The sequence below is a fragment of the Xanthomonas sp. NCPPB 4467 genome (genome assembly GCF_041475665.2).
In the GTDB taxonomy this organism is placed as follows: domain Bacteria; phylum Pseudomonadota; class Gammaproteobacteria; order Xanthomonadales; family Xanthomonadaceae; genus Xanthomonas; species Xanthomonas dyei.
Genome location: NZ_CM191260.1, coordinates 2,834,276 through 2,853,626, shown reverse-complemented (window position 1 = coordinate 2,853,626; position 19,351 = coordinate 2,834,276). Strand labels below are relative to the sequence as shown.

The following is a 19,351-nucleotide window of genomic DNA, read 5'->3' as shown; positions in this document are numbered from 1 at the left end:
GGTTCTACTACTTCATAAACCGACTCGTTGTTGGGGTCGACCAACAGGCTGGGCGGTCCGTCTCTGTCGCAACCCGACGACCGGCGCCCGTGTGTTCAACTGAGTAAAATCCAAATGACAGAATCTTTTGCTGAACTGTTCGAAGCCAGTCAAGCCAATCTGGCCAAGCTGAAGCCGGGCTCGATCGTCACCGGTACCGTCGTGGAAGTGCGCGGCGACGTGGTGGTGATCAACGCTGGCCTGAAGTCCGAAGGCATCGTGCCGATCGAGCAGTTCCGTAACGACGCTGGCGAGATCGATGTGGGCGTGGGCGACCAGGTCAAGGTTGCGCTGGACTCCATCGAAAACGGCTTCGGCGAGACCGTGTTGTCGCGTGAGAAAGCCAAGCGCGCGATGGTGTGGGACGAGCTGGAAGAAGCGTTGGAAAAGAACGAAACCATCACCGGCCGCATCAGCGGCAAGGTCAAGGGTGGTTTCACCGTGGACATCAAGGATGTTCGCGCGTTCCTGCCTGGTTCGCTGGTGGATGTGCGCCCGGTGCGCGACCCGGCCTACCTGGAAGGCAAGGAGCTTGAGTTCAAGCTGATCAAGCTGGATCGCAAGCGCAACAACGTCGTGGTGTCGCGTCGTGCAGTGGTCGAGAGCGAGCATTCGGAAGAGCGCGAGCAGCTGATGGACAAGCTGCAGGAAGGCGCGATCCTGAAGGGTGTCGTCAAGAACCTGACCGATTACGGCGCATTCGTGGACCTGGGCGGTATCGACGGCCTGCTGCACATCACCGACATGGCCTGGAAGCGCGTGCGCCATCCGTCCGAAGTCGTGAACGTCGGCGACGAGCTGGACGTGCGCGTGCTGAAGTTCGATCGCGAGCGTAACCGCGTCAGCCTCGGCCTGAAGCAGCTGGGCGAAGATCCGTGGGACAACATCGCGCGTCGTTACCCGGCCAACAGCCGCGTGTTCGGCAAGGTCTCCAACGTCACCGATTACGGCGCATTCGTCGAAATCGAGCCGGGCGTCGAAGGTCTGGTGCACGTCTCCGAGATGGATTGGACCAACAAGAACGTCAACCCGTCCAAGGTTGTGCAGGTTGGTGACGAAGTCGAAGTGATGGTGCTGGATGTGGACGAGGAGCGTCGCCGCATCTCGTTGGGCATGAAGCAGGTCGCCGCCAATCCGTGGGAAACCTTCGCTGCGACCCACAAGAAGAACGACAAGGTGTCCGGTCAGATCAAGTCGATCACCGACTTCGGCATCTTCATCGGTCTGGACGGCGGCATCGACGGTCTGGTGCACCTGTCCGACATCAGCTGGAACACCACCGGCGAAGATGTCGTGCGCAACTACAAGAAGGGCGACACGCTGGAAGCCGTCGTGCTGGCAGTGGACCCGGAACGCGAGCGCATCAGCCTGGGCGTCAAGCAGCTGGAGCAGGATCCGTTCGGTCAGTACATGGCGTCCAACCCGAAGGGTTCGAAGGTCGAAGGCGTTGTGCGTGAAGTGGATGCCAAGGGCGCCACGATCGACCTGGCCGAAGGCATCGAAGGCTACGTCGCTGCACGCGATATCGCCAACGAGCGCGTCGACGATGCGACTCAGCACCTGAAGGTCGGCGACAAGATCGAAGCCAAGTTCGTGGGCATGGACCGTAAGGGCCGCACCCTGCAGCTGTCGATCAAGGCCAAGGACGATGCCGAAATGCGCGAGACGCTGGAGGAATATCAGTCCTCCGCTGCGTCGGGCGGCATGACCCAGCTGGGCGCGCTGCTGCGTGCGCAGTTGAACAGCAACAAGTCCGAGTAAGCGCGTAGCGCTCTCGCGAGCGTGATGGATCGGCCCGGGCTTGCCCGGGCCGATTCCGATGTGTCAGTCGAAAAAAGCAAGTTCCCATGACCAAGTCCGAATTGATTGAAATCCTGGCGCGACGCCAAGCGCATCTGAAGTCGGACGACGTGGATCTGGCGGTGAAGTCACTGCTGGAAATGATGGGGCAGGCGCTCTCCGATGGTGATCGGATCGAAATCCGCGGGTTTGGCAGTTTTTCTCTGCATTACCGTCCGCCACGTCTGGGCCGCAATCCCAAGACCGGCGAATCGGTTGCACTGCCGGGCAAGCATGTTCCGCATTTCAAGCCGGGCAAGGAATTGCGTGAGCGTGTCAGCTCCGTGGTCCCGGTCGATCTGGCCGATGCCGCCGAGTGACGACGGCTCTACCGCTGCGTTTATGTCGGCTCGGTTAAGCTAGGCGCCTTCCCGACGGAGTCGCGCGATGAAGGTGTTTCGCTTGCTGGTGATGCTGGCTTTCCTGTTGGTCGGCCTGATTATCGGTGCGGTCAATTCCCAGGACATCACTCTCGATTTCCTGTTTTCCAGTGTGCACACGAGTTCCGGGGTAGCGATCATTGTCGCGCTGCTGGTCGGTGTGTTGATCGGTGCCGGCATGGTGCTGGTCAGTGTGGTCATTCCTCTCTATTCCAAGCTGCGTCAGGCCAACAAGGCTGTTGCGGTCAGCCGCGCCGATGCCAGGCCGATCACGCCTGCCGCAGTCGAGCCGCGCCCTCTCGATGGACTCTAAGCACGTATGGACTTCCTGACCGAGTGGTTCTGGTTTTTCCTGTTTTTACCGCTGGCAGCGCTCAGCGGCTGGATCGTCGGCCGCCGTGGTGGCCAGCGTCATGGCGATACCCAGGTCAGCCGATTGTCCAGCACCTATTTCCGTGGTCTGAATTACCTGCTCAACGAGCAGCCGGACAAGGCGATCGAGCTGTTTCTGCACATCGCCGAGCTAGATAAGGAAACTTTCGAGACGCAGGTCGCGCTGGGTCACCTGTTTCGCCGCCGCGGGGAGGTCGATCGCGCCATCCGTCTGCATCAGGGCCTGGTGCAGCGTGCCGACCTGACCGACCAGCAGCGGGTCCAGGCCCTGCTTGCGCTGGGCGAGGACTACATGAAGTCCGGTCTGCTGGATCGCGCCGAAACGGTCTTCACCGAGCTTGCGCAGCTGGATCAACGCGCGCCGCAGGCGCTGCGCCATCTGATCGGCATCTATCAGGCCGAGCGCGACTGGGAAAAGGCGATCGACAACGCCACCCGTTACGAAGAAGTCACCGGCGAGCCGATGGGCAAGCTGATTTCGCAATTCGAATGCGAGCTGGCCGATCGGTACCGCGGCCTGGGCAAGGCCGATGAAGCCTTGCAGGCGATTGCGCGTGCGTACCAGGCCGACGGAACCTCCGTGCGCGCCGGCATTTTAGAGGGGCGCATCGAAGCCGAGCGCGGCCATGACGAGGCCGCCGTGCGGGCCTTCGAGCGTGCCGCACGCCACGATCCGGAATACCTGCCGGAAATCATTCCTGCCTTGATGGCCGCCTATCGACGGGTCGGCGATATCGCCGGTGCACGCAATTTCTTGTCGGAGATGACCGAGCACTATCGCGGTATCGCACCGGTGCTGGCGCTGACTCAATTGATGGAAGCGCAGGACGGAGTTGCGCCCGCGCTGGCCTATCTCGGCCGTCAGCTCAAGGACCGGCCATCGGTGCGCGGCGAGTCGGCGCTGATCGACCTGACGCTTGCCGAGGGCAGCGACCCGGTCGGTACCTTGAACGATCTCAAGCACATCACCGACCAGCTATTGGTGCGTAACCCCAGCTACCGCTGCACCCGTTGCGGTTTCGGCGCAAAGACCCACCATTGGCAATGCCCGAGCTGCAAGGAGTGGGGCACCGTCAAGCCGCTGTTGAACTACGCGGTGGTGTAAGGCGTGTCTTTGTCTTTTTGGCAATTTGCAGTGAGTCCGACCGACTCTGGGGTGGTGCGCCGTCGCAGCTTGCGTCGGCGTCGATCAGACTGTGGCGTAAGCTGCAGCTTCGCAGCGGCGCAGATGCAGCCAGGATTGCCACGCCGTGATCTGCCCAATGGCTTCGTTCTCGGCCGGGCCGGCTTGCCGCCGTGTTTTGTTGCTTTGCTTGCGTCGGACATGCGCCAAACCTGTGCCGATGTTTTCCAGAACGGTGATCCGCGCTGATGCCTCAGATCTGGCTCTGGTGCGCCTTGCACGTGACCGTTGCAGCGCTTGGAACGTGGCTGCTGCGGCGCTATGCCTTGCATCGTCGTCTGCTCGACGAGCCCGGCGAGCGACGCAGCCACGTGGTCGCAACCCCGCGTGGTGGTGGTATGGCGATCGTGGCGGCGATCCTGCTCGGTTGCATCGCGACCAGCCTGCTGTGGCCGGCTGTACGCCTGGTGGTCGGCTGGTTCGCCGTCGGCTTGATCCTGGTAGCGGGCGTGGGCTGGTGGGACGACCATCGGCCGTTGTCGGCCAGGTTGCGGTTTGCGATCCATCTGGCCGCGTCGGCATCGCTTGGATCGCTGGTCATCTATTCCACAGGTAACGTCGTGGACGGCATTCTCAGCGCGGTCGCGTCGGTCGTGCTGATCAATGTCTGGAATTTCATGGATGGCATCAACGGCCTGGCCGCGAGCCAGGCCGCGTTGGCCGCGTTGGCATTCGCTTTGGTGGTTCCGGCCGGCTGGTCGTTGGCCGGTCTGGCGGTGGCGGCAGCATGTCTGGGGTTTCTTCCATTCAATTTTCCGCGCGCGCGCATCTTCCTCGGCGACGGCGGTAGCGGTGCGTTGGGGTATGTGCTGGCGGCGCTGCTTGCACTGAGTGTTGGGGGCGGGCAGGTGAGCTGGTGGATCGGCTGGCTTCCGCTGACCGCGTTTCTTGTGGACGCCGGCTTCACGCTGCTGTCTCGCATGCTCGCGGGGCAGCGCTGGTGGGAGCCTCACGCCCAACACGTCTATCAACGTTTGGCACGACGGCTTGAGACGCACGTTCCGGTAACCGCTGTTTATTTCGCTTTCAGCGTCGCTGCCGTCTGCTTGTATGTGCTACTTCGTCATGATGTGTTTGGTCAGCAAGTCTGGGCAGCGGTGGTGTGGGGCCTGGGCGCGAGTGCCAGCTGGTATTTTCTGCGCGATGGACTGCGCAATTCCTGAGTAACGGATTCTTATGATTTCCTGGCGTGACCGTTTGACCAAGGCGCTGCCGCAAGTGGCAGTTGTGGTACACGACCTTCTGATGGTCTGGGTGTGCTGGCAGCTGCTGCATGCCGGCCGTTACTCGATGTTGCGCGAGCCGCCCGCTCTTCCGCTGTGGGACTGGCGCACCGCCGTGGTCCTCGTGGCACAGGGCCTGGTGTTCTGGAAGATGGGGCTGTACCGGGGGCTGTGGCGCTTTGCGTCGGTGCCCGACCTGTGGAATATCTTCAAGTCGAGTTTCCTCGGCTTGGTGGCCATCGTGCTGGCGTTGTCGTACGACCGCCTGGATGGCGTTCCGTTGTCGGTCCTGGTGGTCTATCCGTTTGCGCTGTCGGCGCTGCTCGGTACACCGCGGCTGCTGTATCGCGCCTGGAAGGATTATCAGATTGCGCACTCCGGCGATGCGGCGCAGCGCGTGCTGATCCTGGGCGCCGGGCGTGCTGCCGAAGGTCTGGTGCGCGACCTTCGCCGCACCGGTACCTTCGTGCCGGTCGGCTTTCTGGACGATGCCAACAACCTGCACGGCGCCAAGATCCAGGGCCTCAACGTGCTGGGCAATCTGGATCAGGCCGCATCGATTGCGAAAGAGACCGCCGCCAAACTGCTGGTGATCGCGATTCCCTCGCTCGATGCCTCCGGCATGCAGCGCGTGGTGGCGATCTGCGAGAGCACCGGTCTGCCGTTCCGGATGGTACCCAAGCTGATCAATGTGCTGGAAGGGCGCTCGCTGCCGGGCGAATTGAAAGAGGTCGCCATCGAGGACCTGCTCAATCGCAAGCCGGTGACGCCGGACTGGCGACTGATCCGCGATTGGCTGACCAACAAGACTGTGATGGTGACTGGCGCTGGCGGCTCGATCGGCTCGGAAGTCTGCCGTCAGTGCGCGCGCCATGGGGCGCGTCGTATCGTGCTGCTGGAAATCGACGAGCTGGCATTGCTGACCATCGATTCGGATCTGCGTCGTCTGTTCCCGGATATCGAAGTGGTGCGGGTGCTTGGCGATTGCGGCGACCCGGCCGTGGTGGCGCATGCATTGAACACCGCTGCTCCGGATGCGGTGTTCCATGCCGCTGCGTACAAGCAGGTGCCGTTGCTGGAAGAGCAGCTGCGCGAGGCCGTACGCAACAATGTGCTGGCGACCGAGAACGTGGCGCGTGCGTGTCAGCGTGCACGCATCGAAACCTTCGTGTTCATTTCCACCGACAAGGCGGTAGAGCCGGTCAATGTGCTGGGCGCAAGCAAGCGCTACGCAGAGATGATCTGCCAGAGTCTTGACGCGCGCGATGCGCCAACGCGCTTCATCACCGTGCGCTTCGGCAATGTGCTGGATTCGGCTGGCAGCGTGGTGCCGTTGTTCCGCGAGCAGATCCGCCAGGGCGGGCCGGTCACGGTGACGCATCCGGATGTGACGCGCTACTTCATGACCATCCCCGAGGCCTGTCAGTTGGTGATCCAGGCAGCTGCATCGGCGTCGCATGGCGCGATCTATACGTTGGACATGGGCGAGCCGGTGCCGATCCGCTTGCTTGCCGAGCAGATGATTCGGCTTGCCGGCAAGCAGCCGGGCAAGGATGTGGCGATTCTCTACACCGGTCTACGTCCGGGCGAGAAGCTGCACGAGACGTTGTTCTATTCCGACGAAGACTACCGCCCGACTGCGCATCCCAAGATTCTGGAAGCCGGTGTGCGCGAGTTCTCGCACGAGCAGGTACTGCAGCTGGTGACGCGTCTGCGTGAGGCGGTTAATCGCTATGACATCAACGCAATGGAGACTGTGTTGGGCGGCCTGATGCCGGATTTTGCGGCTGCTCGACGGAAAGTCGACGCGCGATCTGATACGGTCGTTCCATTCCCCGCACGTGAGGTCAGAAGACTGTAATGAGCCAGCGTATTCGCAAGGCCGTATTCCCCGTCGCAGGTCTTGGGACCCGCTTTCTTCCGGCGACCAAGACGGTGCCGAAGGAAATGCTGCCAATCATCGACAAACCATTGATCCAGTACGCCGTCGACGAGGCCATCCAGGCCGGCTGCGATACGTTGATCTTCGTGACCAATCGGTACAAGCATTCGATCGCCGACTACTTCGACAAGGCTTACGAGCTGGAGCAGAAGCTTGAGCGTGCAGGCAAGCTGGAGCAGCTTGAACTGGTGCGTCATGCATTGCCGGAAGGCGTTCGCGCCATTTTTGTGACGCAGGCCGAGGCGCTCGGCCTGGGCCATGCGGTGTTGTGTGCCAAGGCCGTGGTCGGCGATGAGCCGTTCGCTGTGCTGCTGCCGGACGATCTGATGTGGAATCGTGGCGCCGCCGCGCTGACCCAGATGGCCGATGTGGCCGAAGCATCTGGCGGCAGCGTCATTGCCGTGGAAGACGTGCCGCACGACAAGACCGCCAGCTACGGCATCGTGTCCACCGACGCATTCGACGGCCGCAAGGGCCGCATCAATGCGATCGTCGAAAAGCCCAAGCCGGAAGTGGCGCCGAGCAACCTGGCCGTGGTCGGTCGTTATGTGCTCAGCCCCAAGATTTTCGAGTTGCTCGAAGCGACCGGAGCAGGCGCCGGTGGCGAGATCCAGCTGACCGATGCGATTGCCGAGCTGTTGAAGAAAGAGCAGGTGGACGCATTCCGCTTCGAAGGCCGTCGTTTCGATTGCGGCGCGCACATCGGCTTGATCGAGGCCACCGTGCACTTCGCGCTTCAGCATGAAAAGCATGGTGGGCCGGCGAAGGAAATCTTGCGCAACGCATTGGCCCAGGCCGACGCGCGCGGCTGATCGCTTCGCCACTGTTCCATCGCGAACGACGCCACCCGGCGTCGTTCGTCGTTTGGGCCTCCCGATCAAAGCGCGAGGCCTTGGCGGAAACGATGGCGTCTAGACGGGTCGGTGCAACAAGCAAGCAGATGCAGGGCGTGGGCGCGTACGTGTCGTTAGAATCCGGGCGTGAGCCAGCCTGCTCATTCCAGTGAATTGATCAACGTGGTGGCTCTGCTGGGTGCTGCGATGGTGGCGATCCCTCTGTTCCGACGGCTGGGCCTGGGCTCGGTGCTCGGGTACCTGGCAGCAGGGCTGGCGATCGGGCCATTCGGACCGGGCCTGTTCGACGACCCGCAGGCGATCCTGCATGTCGCCGAATTGGGCGTGTTGATGTTCCTGTTCGTGATCGGTCTGGAGATACGGCCTTTGCATCTGTGGAGCCTGCGCAAGGAAATCTTCGGCCTGGGCACCGTGCAGATCTGCGTGTGCGCACTGGTGCTGACCGGGATCGGCATGTTGCTGAGCTTGTTCTTCCTGGGCATGGGCATGAGCCTGGACCTGCGCGTGGTTGCGGCCGATTGGCGGCTGATCCTCGTCGGTGTGTTGGCGCTGATGCTGGGCAAGGCGGTGTGCATCTATGCGGTGGCGCGGGTGATGCGCAGCGATCGTCGCCAGGCACTGGACCGCGGCGTGCTGATGGCGCAGGGCGGCGAGTTCGCCTTCATGCTGTTTGCGGCGGCCGCGGCATCGGGCGTGATCGATGCGCAGGTCAATGCCACCCTCACCGCCATCGTGGTGCTGTCGATGGCGCTGACGCCGTTGTTCGTGCTGGTGCAGCGGCGTTTGATGCCCGCGCCGGAGGTATCGCTGGACGGTGTGGAACCGGCCAACGGTCAAACCGGCAGCGTGCTGGTGATCGGCTTCGGACGCTTCGGCCAGCTGGCCAGCCAGTCGCTGCTGGCGCACGACGTGGACGTGACCATCATCGATAACGACATCGAGATGATCCAGAGCGCGGAAGAGTTCGGTTTCAAGATCTATTACGGCGACGGGACCCGGCTGGACGTATTGCATGCCTCCGGTGCGCATACTGCGCAGGCGATTGCGGTATGCATCGACAATCGCGAAGCGGCCAATCGCATCGTCGAGCTGGCAATGCGCGAGTTCCCGCATGCGCGCCTGCTGGTGCGCTCGTTCGATCGTGAGCATTCGCTGCAGCTGATCGCGGCCGGTGTGGATTATCAGATCCGCGAAACCTTCGAGTCGGCGGTGACCTTCGGCCAGATGGTGCTGGTCGAGCTGGGCGTGGACGAGGATGAGGCCGGCATGATCGGCCGCGAGATCCGCCGCCGCGATGCGGAGCAGCTGGAGCTGGAAATCGCTGCCGGGAATGTGCGTGCCGGTGCAGGGTTGATGTTCGGCAACATCACGCCGACGGTGCCCAAGCCCACGCCGTTTACGCCGCCGCGCCGGGAGAGCCGGTCGCTCAACCGCAATGCGTTGACGCAGGCTGATGAAGAGACTGCGGAAGAGACCAAGAGCGGCCGACAAAACGCCGTGATCGTCAGGTGGGCGTGGGGCTGCGCAGGCACCGAATGTGCAGGTGGGTGCAACTGGCGGCAGTGCAGTCTTTTGGCGCCTGTTGCCGTCAGCGGGTGGTCAGGTCGCGTCTTCGAGCGCGCGGTGCCCTCACCGCTTGCGGGACACGCTGTGAATCCATCCATGGACGCTCCGTGGCGGCATCCATGCCGCCACAGGGTCCCGCAAGCGGCGAGGGCACCGCGCCAGAACGTTGGTCGGTGAGCAGGTAAACAGCTGGCCTTACTGCGCTTCCACTTGGCGATGAAAGGTCAGTAACTAAACGGCGGTGCGCGTGCCTTGCTTGCAAGCGTGCACACCGACCATCTCTACCGGCCCTTGTCCGCCTGCCGGCACGGGCCCTTATGCGGCATGGATGCCGCATAGCCAAGACGTTGGTCGGTGAGCAGGTAAACAGCTGGCAGTACTGCACTTCACTTGGCGATAAAAAGTCAGTAACTAAACGGCGGGGCTGGTGCCTTGCTTGCAACCGTGCACACCGACCATCTCGACTGGAACTTGTCCGCCTACCGGCGCGGGACCTTATGCGGCATGGATGCCGCATAAGAGCCTTATCTGTTCGGAATCTGGCAGTTTAGGTGTCGAGAGCCGGCGTGGGCTGCCGTCAGAGCCTGGATCTCAGCGATCGCCATGTAGCTTGGTACCCACGCCGGATTCTCCCTTGATTCGCCCGAACAGTTGCCCGAGCTGACACTCGAAACGATAAGACTGGGCAAGCGAGGGAGCTCTCGACATTTTTAGCCTAGCGGAGATTTCCCATGAGCGGAATCGGGATCGATGTGTGCAAACACTTTCTGGACGTTGCCATTTTTCGAGGCCAAACCCGTCAGTTCACCAACACTGCAGGCGGTCATCGGAAGCGTGTCGATTGGCTGAAGACGCTGTCGGTGCGGCAGGTGGTGCTGGAGGCGACCGGGGGCTACGAGCTGGCAGCGCTGGATGCCTTGCATCACGCCGCACTGCCGGTAGCGCGCGTCAATGCACAACGGGCACGCAACCTGGCCAACGGTTTGGGACTGGCCAAGACTGACCGGCTGGACGCGGCCATGTTGGCCTGCATGGCCGAGAAGATGGAACTCCATCGGTATGTTCCACTGGAACCCTGGCAGCGCGATCTGGGCGAGCATGTACGTGCCCGTCGGCAACTGGTCGAACTGCTGAAAGCAGCAAGGCAGCAGTTGCTGCAGGTTGCGGAAAAAGCGCTACGAAAGATCCTGCAGGGCAACGTGAACCAGCTTGTGCGCAGCGTGGCGCGGCTAGACAACCTGATCGCCGGGCAGCTGAAGACGCTGCTCATCGAGCAACCGCACCTGGCCGCGTTGAAGACGCTCAAAGGGGTCGGTCCGGTGCTGCTGGCCGTGCTGGTGTCCCGGTTACCGGAGCTTGGGACGCTCAACGGAAAGCAAATCTCCCGATTGGTTGGCGTTGCCCCGCTCTCGCGCGACAGCGGCGCGATGCGTGGTAAACGGGGGATCGGCGGAGGCCGAGCCGATATCCGGCAGGCGCTGTATATGGCGGCGATGTCCTCGGCTCGGCACGAGCCAGGTCTGCGCGATTTTTACAGATCGCTGCGCACACGCGGCAAGGAAGGCAAGGTCGCCCTCGTGGCGGTGATGCGCAAGATGCTGGTCATCCTCAATGCGCGCGTGCGCGATCAAAGAGCCGCTCTGCAGCCCACCTGAGCGCGCTCGGCGGCCGTGAGTAAACGCAAAAGCGTGCTAGCCAGCGGCCGGCACCTACCGATGAACACGCCCGAAGGAAACTGATCAAAGGTCGCGGATTGAGGTCCTGACCAACACAGTTGCTCCATGGACGGATTCACGGCGTGTCCCGCGCCGGTAGGAGGACAAGGGCCCTGCAGCCAGCTCGCAGATCATGTGCTCTGCAATGGGTTTACCCATTGCGCCCAACTCTCTCAAGCAGCAAAAATTTCCGGATCTTGAGGTCATCGACAAGACATCGCTAGCAATAAGCACTTAGGTGGAAGCGATGCACGCAATGCCAGCGTGGACTAGCGCCACAGCCGCGAACCGCATCAAGGAGCAGCGCGCCGCCTGATGGCACGCAGTCTCAAGACAGGCACACCGGACGCGCAGCAGTCACTGCAGTCGCGCGCCCTGACCAGCGATCAGCTGTGCGCGCGCTGGGCCGCAGCGAATGCTTCGAGCTGTTCGGGAGTGGCGTCTTTTTGATGTTGCTGCTTCCACTGCGCGAACGGCATGCCGTAGACCGCCTCGCGTGCCTGCTCCTTGCTCATCGGCTGGCCCTGCGCCTCGGCCGCTTCGCGGTACCAGTCGCCCAGACAGTTGCGGCAGAAGCCGGCCAGGATCATCAGGTCGATGTTCTGCACATCTGTGCGCTCCTGGTTGAGATGCTGCAGCAGGCGGCGGAATGCGGCCGCTTCGATGGAAGTAGTGGTCGAATCGGTGTGCGAGGTCGTGTCGGTCATGATGGAATCGGGGACAATAGACGGCCTTCGACTCTACACCTGACGCCCCATGACCGCTTCCGCGCCAGCTGCCTTCGCTCCGGCCCGCCTTCTCGATGGTCGCCGCATTGCCGAGGACCTGCTCGACGGGCTGAAGTTGCGCGTGGATGCGCGCATGGCAGCGGGAAAGGCGCGGCCCGGGTTGGCGGTGGTGCTGGTGGGTGGCGACCCGGCGTCGTCGGTGTATGTACGCAACAAGCGACGCGCGGCGGAAAAAGTGGGCATCGAAGCGTTCGATTACGACCTGCCGCACGGCACCAGCGAGGCCGAGTTGGCGGCGTTGATCGATGAGCTCAACACCGATCCCAAGATCCACGGCATCCTGATCCAGCTGCCGCTGCCGGGGATTCCCGATGCCAACCGGCTGATCCAGCGCATCGATCCGCGCAAGGATGTGGATGGCTTCCATCCGCAAAATGTGGGGCATCTGGCACTGCGCGAATTCGGCCTGCGCCCGTGCACGCCGCGCGGCATCGTGACCTTGCTTGCGCATACCGATCAACCGGTGCGCGGGCGCAACGCGACCATTGTGGGCGTAAGCAATCACGTCGGCCGGCCGATGGGGCTCGAGCTGTTGATCGCCGGTTGCACGGTGACCAGCTGCCACAAGTTCACCCCGGCCGATGTGCTGGAGGCCAGCGTGCGCAATGCGGACATTCTGGTGGTGGCGGTGGGCCGCCCGGGGCTGATCCCCGGCGAATGGGTCAAGCCGGGTGCAGTGGTGATCGATGTCGGCATCAACCGCCTGGAAGATGGACGCCTTGTGGGCGATGTCGGCTTCGATGCGGCAGCAAAGCGCGCGGCCTGGATCACGCCGGTGCCGGGCGGGGTGGGGCCGATGACGGTGGCTACGCTGATGCAGAACACCCTGGAAGCGGCCGACGCTGCGGGTTGAGCAACCGGTGTAACGCAGCATTGCGGCTGCGTGGTGTCTTCGTGAAGGCTTTCAGGGTAAAATGCCGCGCTTCCCCAAACTCGGGTCCGCCGATGCTCCGCATCCAGGCTGAAGCTCTCACCTACGACGACGTCTCGCTCGTCCCCGCTCATTCGATCGTCCTGCCCAAGGATGTCAGCCTGGAAACCCGGCTGACCCGCGATCTGCGTCTGAAGTTGCCGATCCTGTCGGCCGCGATGGACACGGTGACCGAACACCGCCTGGCGGTGGCCATGGCGCAGTTGGGCGGCATCGGCATCATCCACAAGAACCTGACCCCTGCACAGCAGGCGGCCGAAGTGGCCAAGGTGAAGAAGTTCGAGTCCGGCGTGATCACCGAGCCGTTTACGGTGAGCCCGGACACCACCATCGGCGAAGTGATCGCGCTGACGCGCGCGCGCAACATCTCCGGCGTGCCGGTGGTGGACGGCAGCGAACTGGTCGGCATCGTCACCAGCCGCGACATGCGCTTCGAAAAGAAGCTCGACGATCCGGTCCGCCACATCATGACCAAGAAAGATCGCCTGATCACCGTGCGCGAAGGCGCCAGCGATGAGGAAGTACTCGAGCTGCTGCATCGCAACCGCATCGAAAAGATCCTGGTGGTCAACGACAGCTTCGAACTGCGCGGGCTGATCACGGTCAAGGACATCCAGAAGAAGACCGACAACCCCAACGCCGCCAAGGATGCGTCCACGCGGTTGCTGGTCGGTGCGGCGGTCGGTGTCGGTGGCGATACCGAACAGCGCATCGAGCTGCTCGCGGCTGCCGGCGTCGATGTGGTCATCGTCGATACCGCGCACGGCCATTCGCAAGGCGTGATCGACCGTGTGGCCTGGGTCAAGAAGACCTATCCGCACCTGCAGGTGATCGGCGGCAACATCGTCACCGGCGACGCAGCGCTGGCATTGATGGATGCCGGCGCCGACGCGGTCAAGGTTGGCGTGGGCCCGGGTTCGATCTGCACCACGCGTGTGGTTGCAGGCGTGGGCGTGCCGCAGATCACCGCGGTGGACATGGTGGCCGAGGCATTGCAGGACCGCATTCCGTTGATCGCGGACGGCGGCATCCGCTATTCCGGCGACATCGGCAAGGCGCTGGTGGCGGGTGCGTCCACGGTGATGGTCGGCGGTTTGCTGGCCGGTACCGAAGAAGCGCCGGGCGAAGTCGAGTTGTTCCAGGGCCGCAGCTACAAGAGCTACCGCGGCATGGGCAGCCTGGGCGCGATGGAGAAGGGGTCCAAGGACCGCTATTTCCAGGATTCCAGCGACGCCGACAAGCTGGTGCCGGAAGGTATCGAAGGGCGTGTGCCGTATCGCGGCTCGGTCGGCGGCATTATTCATCAGCTCATCGGTGGCCTGCGCGCGACCATGGGCTATGTGGGCTGCGCCACGATCGAAGAGATGCGCACCAAGCCGAAGTTCGTCACCATCACAGGTGCCGGCCAGCGCGAAAGCCACGTCCACGACGTGCAGATCACCAAAGAGCCGCCGAACTATCGCGCTGGATGATCGGGAATGGGGAATCGCGAATCGGGAATCGTAAGAGCCCGCCGCTTCCTCGTCCGATAGCGGCCGGCGCCGCGGTTGTTGTTGCGATTCCCCAATCCCGATTCTCGATTCCCGGCTCTCAATGACCAGCATTCATAACGACAAGATCCTCATCCTCGATTTCGGCGCGCAATACACGCAGTTGATCGCGCGGCGCATCCGCGAAATCGGCGTGTACTGCGAGATCTGGGCCTGGGATCATGATCCGTCCGAGATTGCCGGGTTTGGGGCCAAGGGCATCATTTTGTCTGGTGGCCCGGAATCGACCACCTTGCCGGGTGCGCCGGTGGCGCCGCAGGAAGTGTTCGACAGCGGCTTGCCGGTGTTCGGTATCTGCTACGGCATGCAGACGTTGGCTGCGCAGCTGGGCGGCGCCACCGAAGCGGCCGACCAACGCGAATTCGGCCATGCCGAGGTGGATGTCGTCGCGGCCGATGCGCTGTTTTCCGGCCTGACCGACCATGCCGGCGCCTCGCGTTTGAACGTGTGGATGAGCCACGGCGACCACGTGTCGCAGGTGCCGCCGGGCTTCACCATTACTGCGGTGACCGACCGCATTCCGGTGGCGGCGATGTCCAACGAGGACAAGCGCTGGTACGGCGTGCAGTTCCATCCGGAAGTGACGCACACGCTGCAGGGCCAGACCTTGCTGCGCCGCTTCGTGGTCGATGTCTGCGGCTGCCAGACGCTGTGGACGGCGGCCAACATCATCGACGACCAGATTGCGCGCGTGCGCGAACAGGTGGGCGATGACGAAGTGATTCTTGGTTTGTCCGGCGGTGTGGATTCGTCGGTGGTCGCGGCGCTGTTGCACAAGGCGATCGGCGACAAGCTGACCTGCGTGTTCGTCGATACCGGCCTGCTGCGTTGGCAGGAAGGCGACCAGGTGATGGCGATGTTTGCCGAGCACATGGGCGTCAAGGTGATTCGCGTCAATGCGGCGGACCGCTATTTCGCCAAGCTCGAAGGCGTGAGCGACCCGGAGACCAAGCGCAAGATCATCGGTAACCTGTTCGTGGACATCTTCGATGAAGAGTCCAACAAACTGGCCAACGCCAAGTGGCTGGCGCAGGGCACGATCTATCCGGACGTGATCGAGTCGGCCGGCAGCAAGACCGGCAAGGCGCACGTGATCAAGAGCCACCACAATGTGGGCGGCCTGCCGGAACACATGAAGCTGGGCCTGGTCGAACCGCTGCGCGAACTGTTCAAGGACGAAGTGCGTCGCCTCGGCGTGGAACTCGGCCTGCCGCGCAGCATGGTCTATCGCCATCCGTTCCCGGGCCCGGGCCTGGGCGTGCGCATCCTGGGCGAAGTGAAGCGCGAATACGCCGAACTGCTGGCCAAGGCCGATGCGATCTTCATCGACGAGCTGCGCAAGGCCGATCTGTACGACACCACCAGCCAGGCATTTGCGGTATTTTTGCCGGTGAAATCCGTCGGCGTAGTCGGCGATGCGCGTGCATACGAATGGGTGATCGCACTGCGTGCGGTGGAGACCATCGACTTCATGACCGCCCATTGGGCGCACCTGCCGTACGACTTCCTCGGCACGGTGAGCAACCGCATCATCAACGAACTGCGCGGCGTCTCGCGCGTGGTCTACGACATCTCGGGCAAGCCGCCGGCGACGATCGAGTGGGAGTGAGGTGAGGTCCTGCGGGAGGGTTGGCGATCAATACGGTCCGCGACGTATTGAGTGCAACCACATGCGTCGCGGCAGCTCCGGCTGACGAGTGCTGAGAGATGGCAGACTGCCCGACACGCAACCCGCTGACGGCGCGACCCACGGCAACAATCACTCCGGCAGCGGTGTAGCCGGGACCGCCGCAAGATCGGGTTCGGCCTGTCCGCCGATCCGCGATATCGCCGCCCTCGATGCTGATCGCCTCCACGCGGATCAGGACGCCGGACGTGGCTCCGGCAGTTCGGCAATGCGAAAGGATTCGGGTGCGCCGCCCGCATCGAACACCGCAGCTCTCATGCCTTAACTCCGGCAGGCGGGCGACCGCAAATCGCAATCACGGCGGCATGCACGATGTCCGTCAGCTCCTCGCGTCCGCTGCCGGTACGCGCCCGCACCGCCAAGGTCTGCAGCATGGCGGATGCGACGGCAGCCGCAGAGGCGGGATCGATCCCTCTGTTCAACTCCTCTTTCGAGCGCTCGAAGCGCTCGCGGAAGGCGAGGTCGACACCTTCGACATAGCTTGCCGCCACGGTGCGCGTTTCGGGGTCGCGAAGCGACTCGGTGACCGCCGTGCAGACGACGAAGCACCCGCGCGCTCCCATCTCGCCGGCCAGCGTGCTCTCTGCCGCAGCGAGAAAAAAGCTGCGCAGCACCTCGTGCAGCGGACCATCGCTGCCCATGTGCTGGCGAACCCCTGCAACGGACCACGCCTTGTTTTCCTCTAGTGCGCGCAGGTAGAGGGCGTGCTTGTCGCCAAACGTCGCGTAGAGGCTGGGGCGGTTGAGTCCCGTTGCAGCAGCCAGCTCGTCCAGTGAGGTCGCGGCGTAGCCATGGTTCCAGAACACATCGCGCGCACGTTCCAGCACGGTGGCCTCGTCGAACTTCCGCGGGCGTCCGCGGGGTCGCGCGGGGTCTTCGGTTGTTTTATGTACCATTTCGCAAAAAATCCTTGCTGGGTGATTTATGTCCGATATAGTACAAAAACAGGGCCGCGCTGTCATTGCCATCCGGCCCGTCGTATCCAGCTGCCGGTTCCCCGGCAATCCACACCCACCGACCCAGTGCTCAAGGAATTGAAATGCAGCAATACCCTGTTTATGAGAACCCGTACGACGCCCTCCATATCGATGCCGAGACGGTCCTGAACCTGCATGCGGTCACGCTCGGCGAGAACAGTCTGTCGGCTTACGTTGCCAGTCTTTCCCCCTATGCCGCCAAGTTGCAGGCGTATTTTCGGATGTTCGGTATCAAGCATGAGCTCGTTTCGGTACCGGTCCCGGACGTTGACCCACGCGGCAAGGTGCCCTTCATTAGCGTCGGCGACACCCGGATCGCCGACAGCAGCCTCATCATCGACTATCTCAAGGGCACGCTCGGCGACCCCGATGCACACCTGAGCGCAGAGCAGCAAGCGCTCGGCCAAGTAGTGCAGGGCACGCTCGAAGACCATCTCTACTGGATCATCATCTATTACGAGTTCTTCAACCAAGGCGGCTGGGACTTTTTGATGAAGACCATGGTTGGCGATCCGACGGCACTGCCGGAAGAGATCCAGGAAGCGCTCAAGACGCGTCGCGAAGACTTCCGCAAGCGCTGCTTCGATCAAGGCATTGCGCGCTTCACCGAAGCGGAGATCATCGACAAGGCCAAGAAAGACCTGAGCGCGATCGACGTGCTGATCGGCGACAAGCGCTTCCTGCTAGGCAGCGATCGCCCCAGTTCCTATGACGCGGTGGTCTTCGGCTTCACCCAAGCGTTCTTCCAGGCGCACGGCCTGCACCCGGAGATCACCGATTACGCCCGCACGCTTCCGAACCTGGGGCGCTTCATCGCCACCGTCACGGCGCAGTGGTACCCGGAGCTGAAGCTGGCCTTCCAGCCCAGCTAACCGCATCGCGTGCCTGGTGGGTGCAGCATGCTCTGCGTCCACCAGGAAGACGATGGCGCGCTGTCGCGCAGTCGCATCGATGGGCGGCATCTCCGCCCATTACGCTACCGATGACACACTCCCGTCTTGAATCAGGAGCTGCGCCATGAGCAATCGCTTTTGAGGCGCGTTGATGTGGTGTGGCAAGCGGGCATGCGCCGTGTTGGATGACGCGCATGCTGTTGGCACCTGCAGTGGCTAGTCCGATCACCCAGTGCCGTCTGCATAGGAGTAGGGCAGGCCGATGTCGCCACGGCTTCTGTCACCTGTATCGTCGACTGTGCGCGGATGATCGCGAAGACGTTGCTGCTGCAGTGCTGCATCGAGTCTGATGGCGTTTTCTTCGGCAGCGGGTGCGGCACCCATGGTGGTCGAGCATGGGTTTGGCGACCCATATCAACAAGCGACCGGCTCGATCGTCAAATTTCATCACTCTTTACCCATCGCAGGCATTGGAATGAATCTTTGGTTTCGCCTGATCCTCTTGTTGGTGACAAGTCTGTTCCGGCCGCGGATGCACGCGCGCTCGGACGTGTCGCGTCTCAGATTGCGCGTGCTGCCGAACGACATCGATGCCAACCTGCATATGACCAATGGACGCTACTGGACAATTTTCGATCTCGGGCGGCTGGACATGGTGCTGCGTACCGGCCTGGCCAAGGTGGCGCTGCGAGCGAAGTGGGCGCCGATTGTCGGTTCGGGAGCCATCCAGTTTCGAAGGGAACTCAAGCCCTTCCATGCATTCGATCTTGAAACACGGCTCATCGGCTGGAGCGGAACCCGCCTGATCGTCGAGCAGCGGATTTTTACCGGATCGGACAGAACCCTGGCTGCCAGGGGGCTACTGCTGATCGGTTTCTACGACCGTGGTAACCGCGCATTCGTGAAGGCAGAAACCGTGCTGCAGTCGATCGGCGTCGTGGATACGACATCACCGCCGCTGGGCGATGCGGCCAATGCATTGCTCGCCGCCGACACCGCTCTCAAATCGGAGATCGACGACTGGACAGCGCGACGCTGAGCGAGCTCGATGGGGAGCGTGCAGGCACTGATGCGGGCGCGAGAACGCGACCGCATGACATGGGCTCGGACCATCTTCAAGTTCACCGCAATTAGGCGCAGCGCCGCCGTAGACGTTGGTAGATCACCGTACCCAGCCCAGGTGCACGAGCATCAACAACAGCCGCTTGCGCCTGCACCGTCGCAGTGTGGCAGCGTCGCGAGCGCATAAAAAAACGAGCGCCAGGCGCTCGTCGGTGTCGATCGGAATCATTTGCAGCAATGCATCGAAGGCCGCTGAGATGGGATGCAGCATGCGCAGCCTGTGGCGTCGCATGCAGCAACAGCGAGCTGAAACGATCAGCTCGCCATCG

The 19,351-nt window shown here is 62.6% G+C and carries 17 protein-coding genes and 1 pseudogene; 14 read left to right on the top strand and 4 right to left on the bottom strand.

The annotated features are described in order from the left end of the window. The first annotated feature begins 114 nt into the window (after positions 1-114). From rpsA to ACCQ06_RS12435, 9 genes and pseudogenes are all read left to right on the top strand, one after another. Entirely contained in the window at positions 115-1,800 is a 1,686-nt protein-coding gene (gene rpsA, locus ACCQ06_RS12475) for a 30S ribosomal protein S1 (RefSeq protein WP_104614613.1), read from the top strand. Positions 1,801-1,886: 86 nt separating this feature from the next. Continuing rightward, positions 1,887-2,198 carry an integration host factor subunit beta gene (locus ACCQ06_RS12470; protein ID WP_046962676.1) on the top strand — a complete coding sequence of 104 codons (312 nt, stop codon included), beginning with the start codon at positions 1,887-1,889 and terminating at the stop codon, positions 2,196-2,198. 67 nt (positions 2,199-2,265) lie between these two features. Beyond that, positions 2,266-2,571, top strand: coding sequence for a lipopolysaccharide assembly protein LapA domain-containing protein (locus ACCQ06_RS12465; protein WP_104614612.1), 306 nt, complete (start codon positions 2,266-2,268; stop codon positions 2,569-2,571). A 6-nt stretch (positions 2,572-2,577) separates the two neighbouring features. Continuing rightward, a complete protein-coding gene (gene lapB, locus ACCQ06_RS12460; RefSeq protein ID WP_039409755.1) occupies positions 2,578-3,756 on the top strand; it encodes a lipopolysaccharide assembly protein LapB in 1,179 nt (392 codons plus the stop codon). Positions 3,757-4,022: 266 nt separating this feature from the next. Beyond that, a complete protein-coding gene (locus ACCQ06_RS12455) occupies positions 4,023-4,997 on the top strand; it encodes an MraY family glycosyltransferase (protein ID WP_316685870.1) in 975 nt (324 codons plus the stop codon). A 13-nt stretch (positions 4,998-5,010) separates the two neighbouring features. Continuing rightward, positions 5,011-6,918: a polysaccharide biosynthesis protein gene (locus ACCQ06_RS12450; RefSeq protein WP_228325539.1), complete on the top strand. Its 1,908-nt coding sequence runs from the start codon at positions 5,011-5,013 to the stop codon at positions 6,916-6,918. After that, on the top strand, positions 6,918-7,811 hold the full coding sequence (gene galU, locus ACCQ06_RS12445; protein ID WP_104614610.1) for a UTP--glucose-1-phosphate uridylyltransferase GalU: 894 nt from the start codon (positions 6,918-6,920) through the stop codon (positions 7,809-7,811). Before ACCQ06_RS12450 ends, galU begins: the two co-directional genes overlap by 1 nt. 168 nt (positions 7,812-7,979) lie before the next feature. Further along, positions 7,980-9,332 (top strand): annotated as a pseudogene (locus ACCQ06_RS12440) (cation:proton antiporter domain-containing protein); the annotation flags it as partial. An 818-nt stretch (positions 9,333-10,150) separates the two neighbouring features. Further along, positions 10,151-11,074, top strand: coding sequence for an IS110 family RNA-guided transposase (locus tag ACCQ06_RS12435; RefSeq protein ID WP_316685869.1), 924 nt, complete (start codon positions 10,151-10,153; stop codon positions 11,072-11,074). A gap of 446 nt (positions 11,075-11,520) precedes the next feature. Here ACCQ06_RS12435 and ACCQ06_RS12430 read toward each other — a convergent pair whose 3' ends face one another. Next, positions 11,521-11,841, bottom strand: a complete 321-nt coding sequence (locus ACCQ06_RS12430) for a DUF1244 domain-containing protein (protein WP_228324824.1) — start codon at positions 11,839-11,841, stop codon at positions 11,521-11,523. Positions 11,842-11,890: 49 nt separating this feature from the next. Between ACCQ06_RS12430 and folD the strand changes: the two genes are divergently transcribed. The 3 genes from folD (at position 11,891) to guaA (ending at position 16,012) form a co-directional block, all read left to right on the top strand. Then, the gene (folD, locus tag ACCQ06_RS12425; RefSeq protein WP_104615598.1) at positions 11,891-12,775 is read left to right on the top strand and encodes a bifunctional methylenetetrahydrofolate dehydrogenase/methenyltetrahydrofolate cyclohydrolase FolD; all 885 of its coding nucleotides are present in this window, start codon (positions 11,891-11,893) and stop codon (positions 12,773-12,775) included. Positions 12,776-12,867: 92 nt separating this feature from the next. Further along, complete coding sequence (gene guaB, locus ACCQ06_RS12420) at positions 12,868-14,325, top strand: IMP dehydrogenase (protein WP_104615599.1); 1,458 nt, start codon at positions 12,868-12,870, stop codon at positions 14,323-14,325. Positions 14,326-14,446: 121 nt separating this feature from the next. Continuing rightward, a complete protein-coding gene (gene guaA, locus ACCQ06_RS12415) occupies positions 14,447-16,012 on the top strand; it encodes a glutamine-hydrolyzing GMP synthase (RefSeq protein ID WP_104615600.1) in 1,566 nt (521 codons plus the stop codon). On the opposite strand, the gene ACCQ06_RS12410 is transcribed toward guaA, so the two are convergent. Then, positions 15,936-16,259 (bottom strand): hypothetical protein, encoded by a 324-nt coding sequence (locus tag ACCQ06_RS12410; RefSeq protein ID WP_372364368.1) that lies wholly within the window; start codon positions 16,257-16,259, stop codon positions 15,936-15,938. The two genes, guaA and ACCQ06_RS12410, sit on opposite strands and share 77 nt — an antisense overlap. A gap of 85 nt (positions 16,260-16,344) precedes the next feature. Then, a complete protein-coding gene (locus ACCQ06_RS12405; protein ID WP_316685868.1) occupies positions 16,345-16,986 on the bottom strand; it encodes a TetR/AcrR family transcriptional regulator in 642 nt (213 codons plus the stop codon). A gap of 143 nt (positions 16,987-17,129) precedes the next feature. On the opposite strand from ACCQ06_RS12405, the gene ACCQ06_RS12400 reads away from it, so the two are divergent. Together ACCQ06_RS12400 and ACCQ06_RS12395 are read left to right on the top strand one after the other, a co-directional pair. Then, complete coding sequence (locus tag ACCQ06_RS12400; RefSeq protein WP_316685867.1) at positions 17,130-17,939, top strand: glutathione S-transferase family protein; 810 nt, start codon at positions 17,130-17,132, stop codon at positions 17,937-17,939. Positions 17,940-18,435: 496 nt separating this feature from the next. After that, entirely contained in the window at positions 18,436-18,999 is a 564-nt protein-coding gene (locus ACCQ06_RS12395) for a thioesterase family protein (protein WP_104615603.1), read from the top strand. A 123-nt stretch (positions 19,000-19,122) separates the two neighbouring features. Here the strand turns inward: ACCQ06_RS12395 and ACCQ06_RS12390 are convergent, their stop codons facing one another. Next, positions 19,123-19,293, bottom strand: coding sequence for a hypothetical protein (locus tag ACCQ06_RS12390; RefSeq protein ID WP_316685866.1), 171 nt, complete (start codon positions 19,291-19,293; stop codon positions 19,123-19,125). Positions 19,294-19,351: the final 58 nt, after the last annotated feature.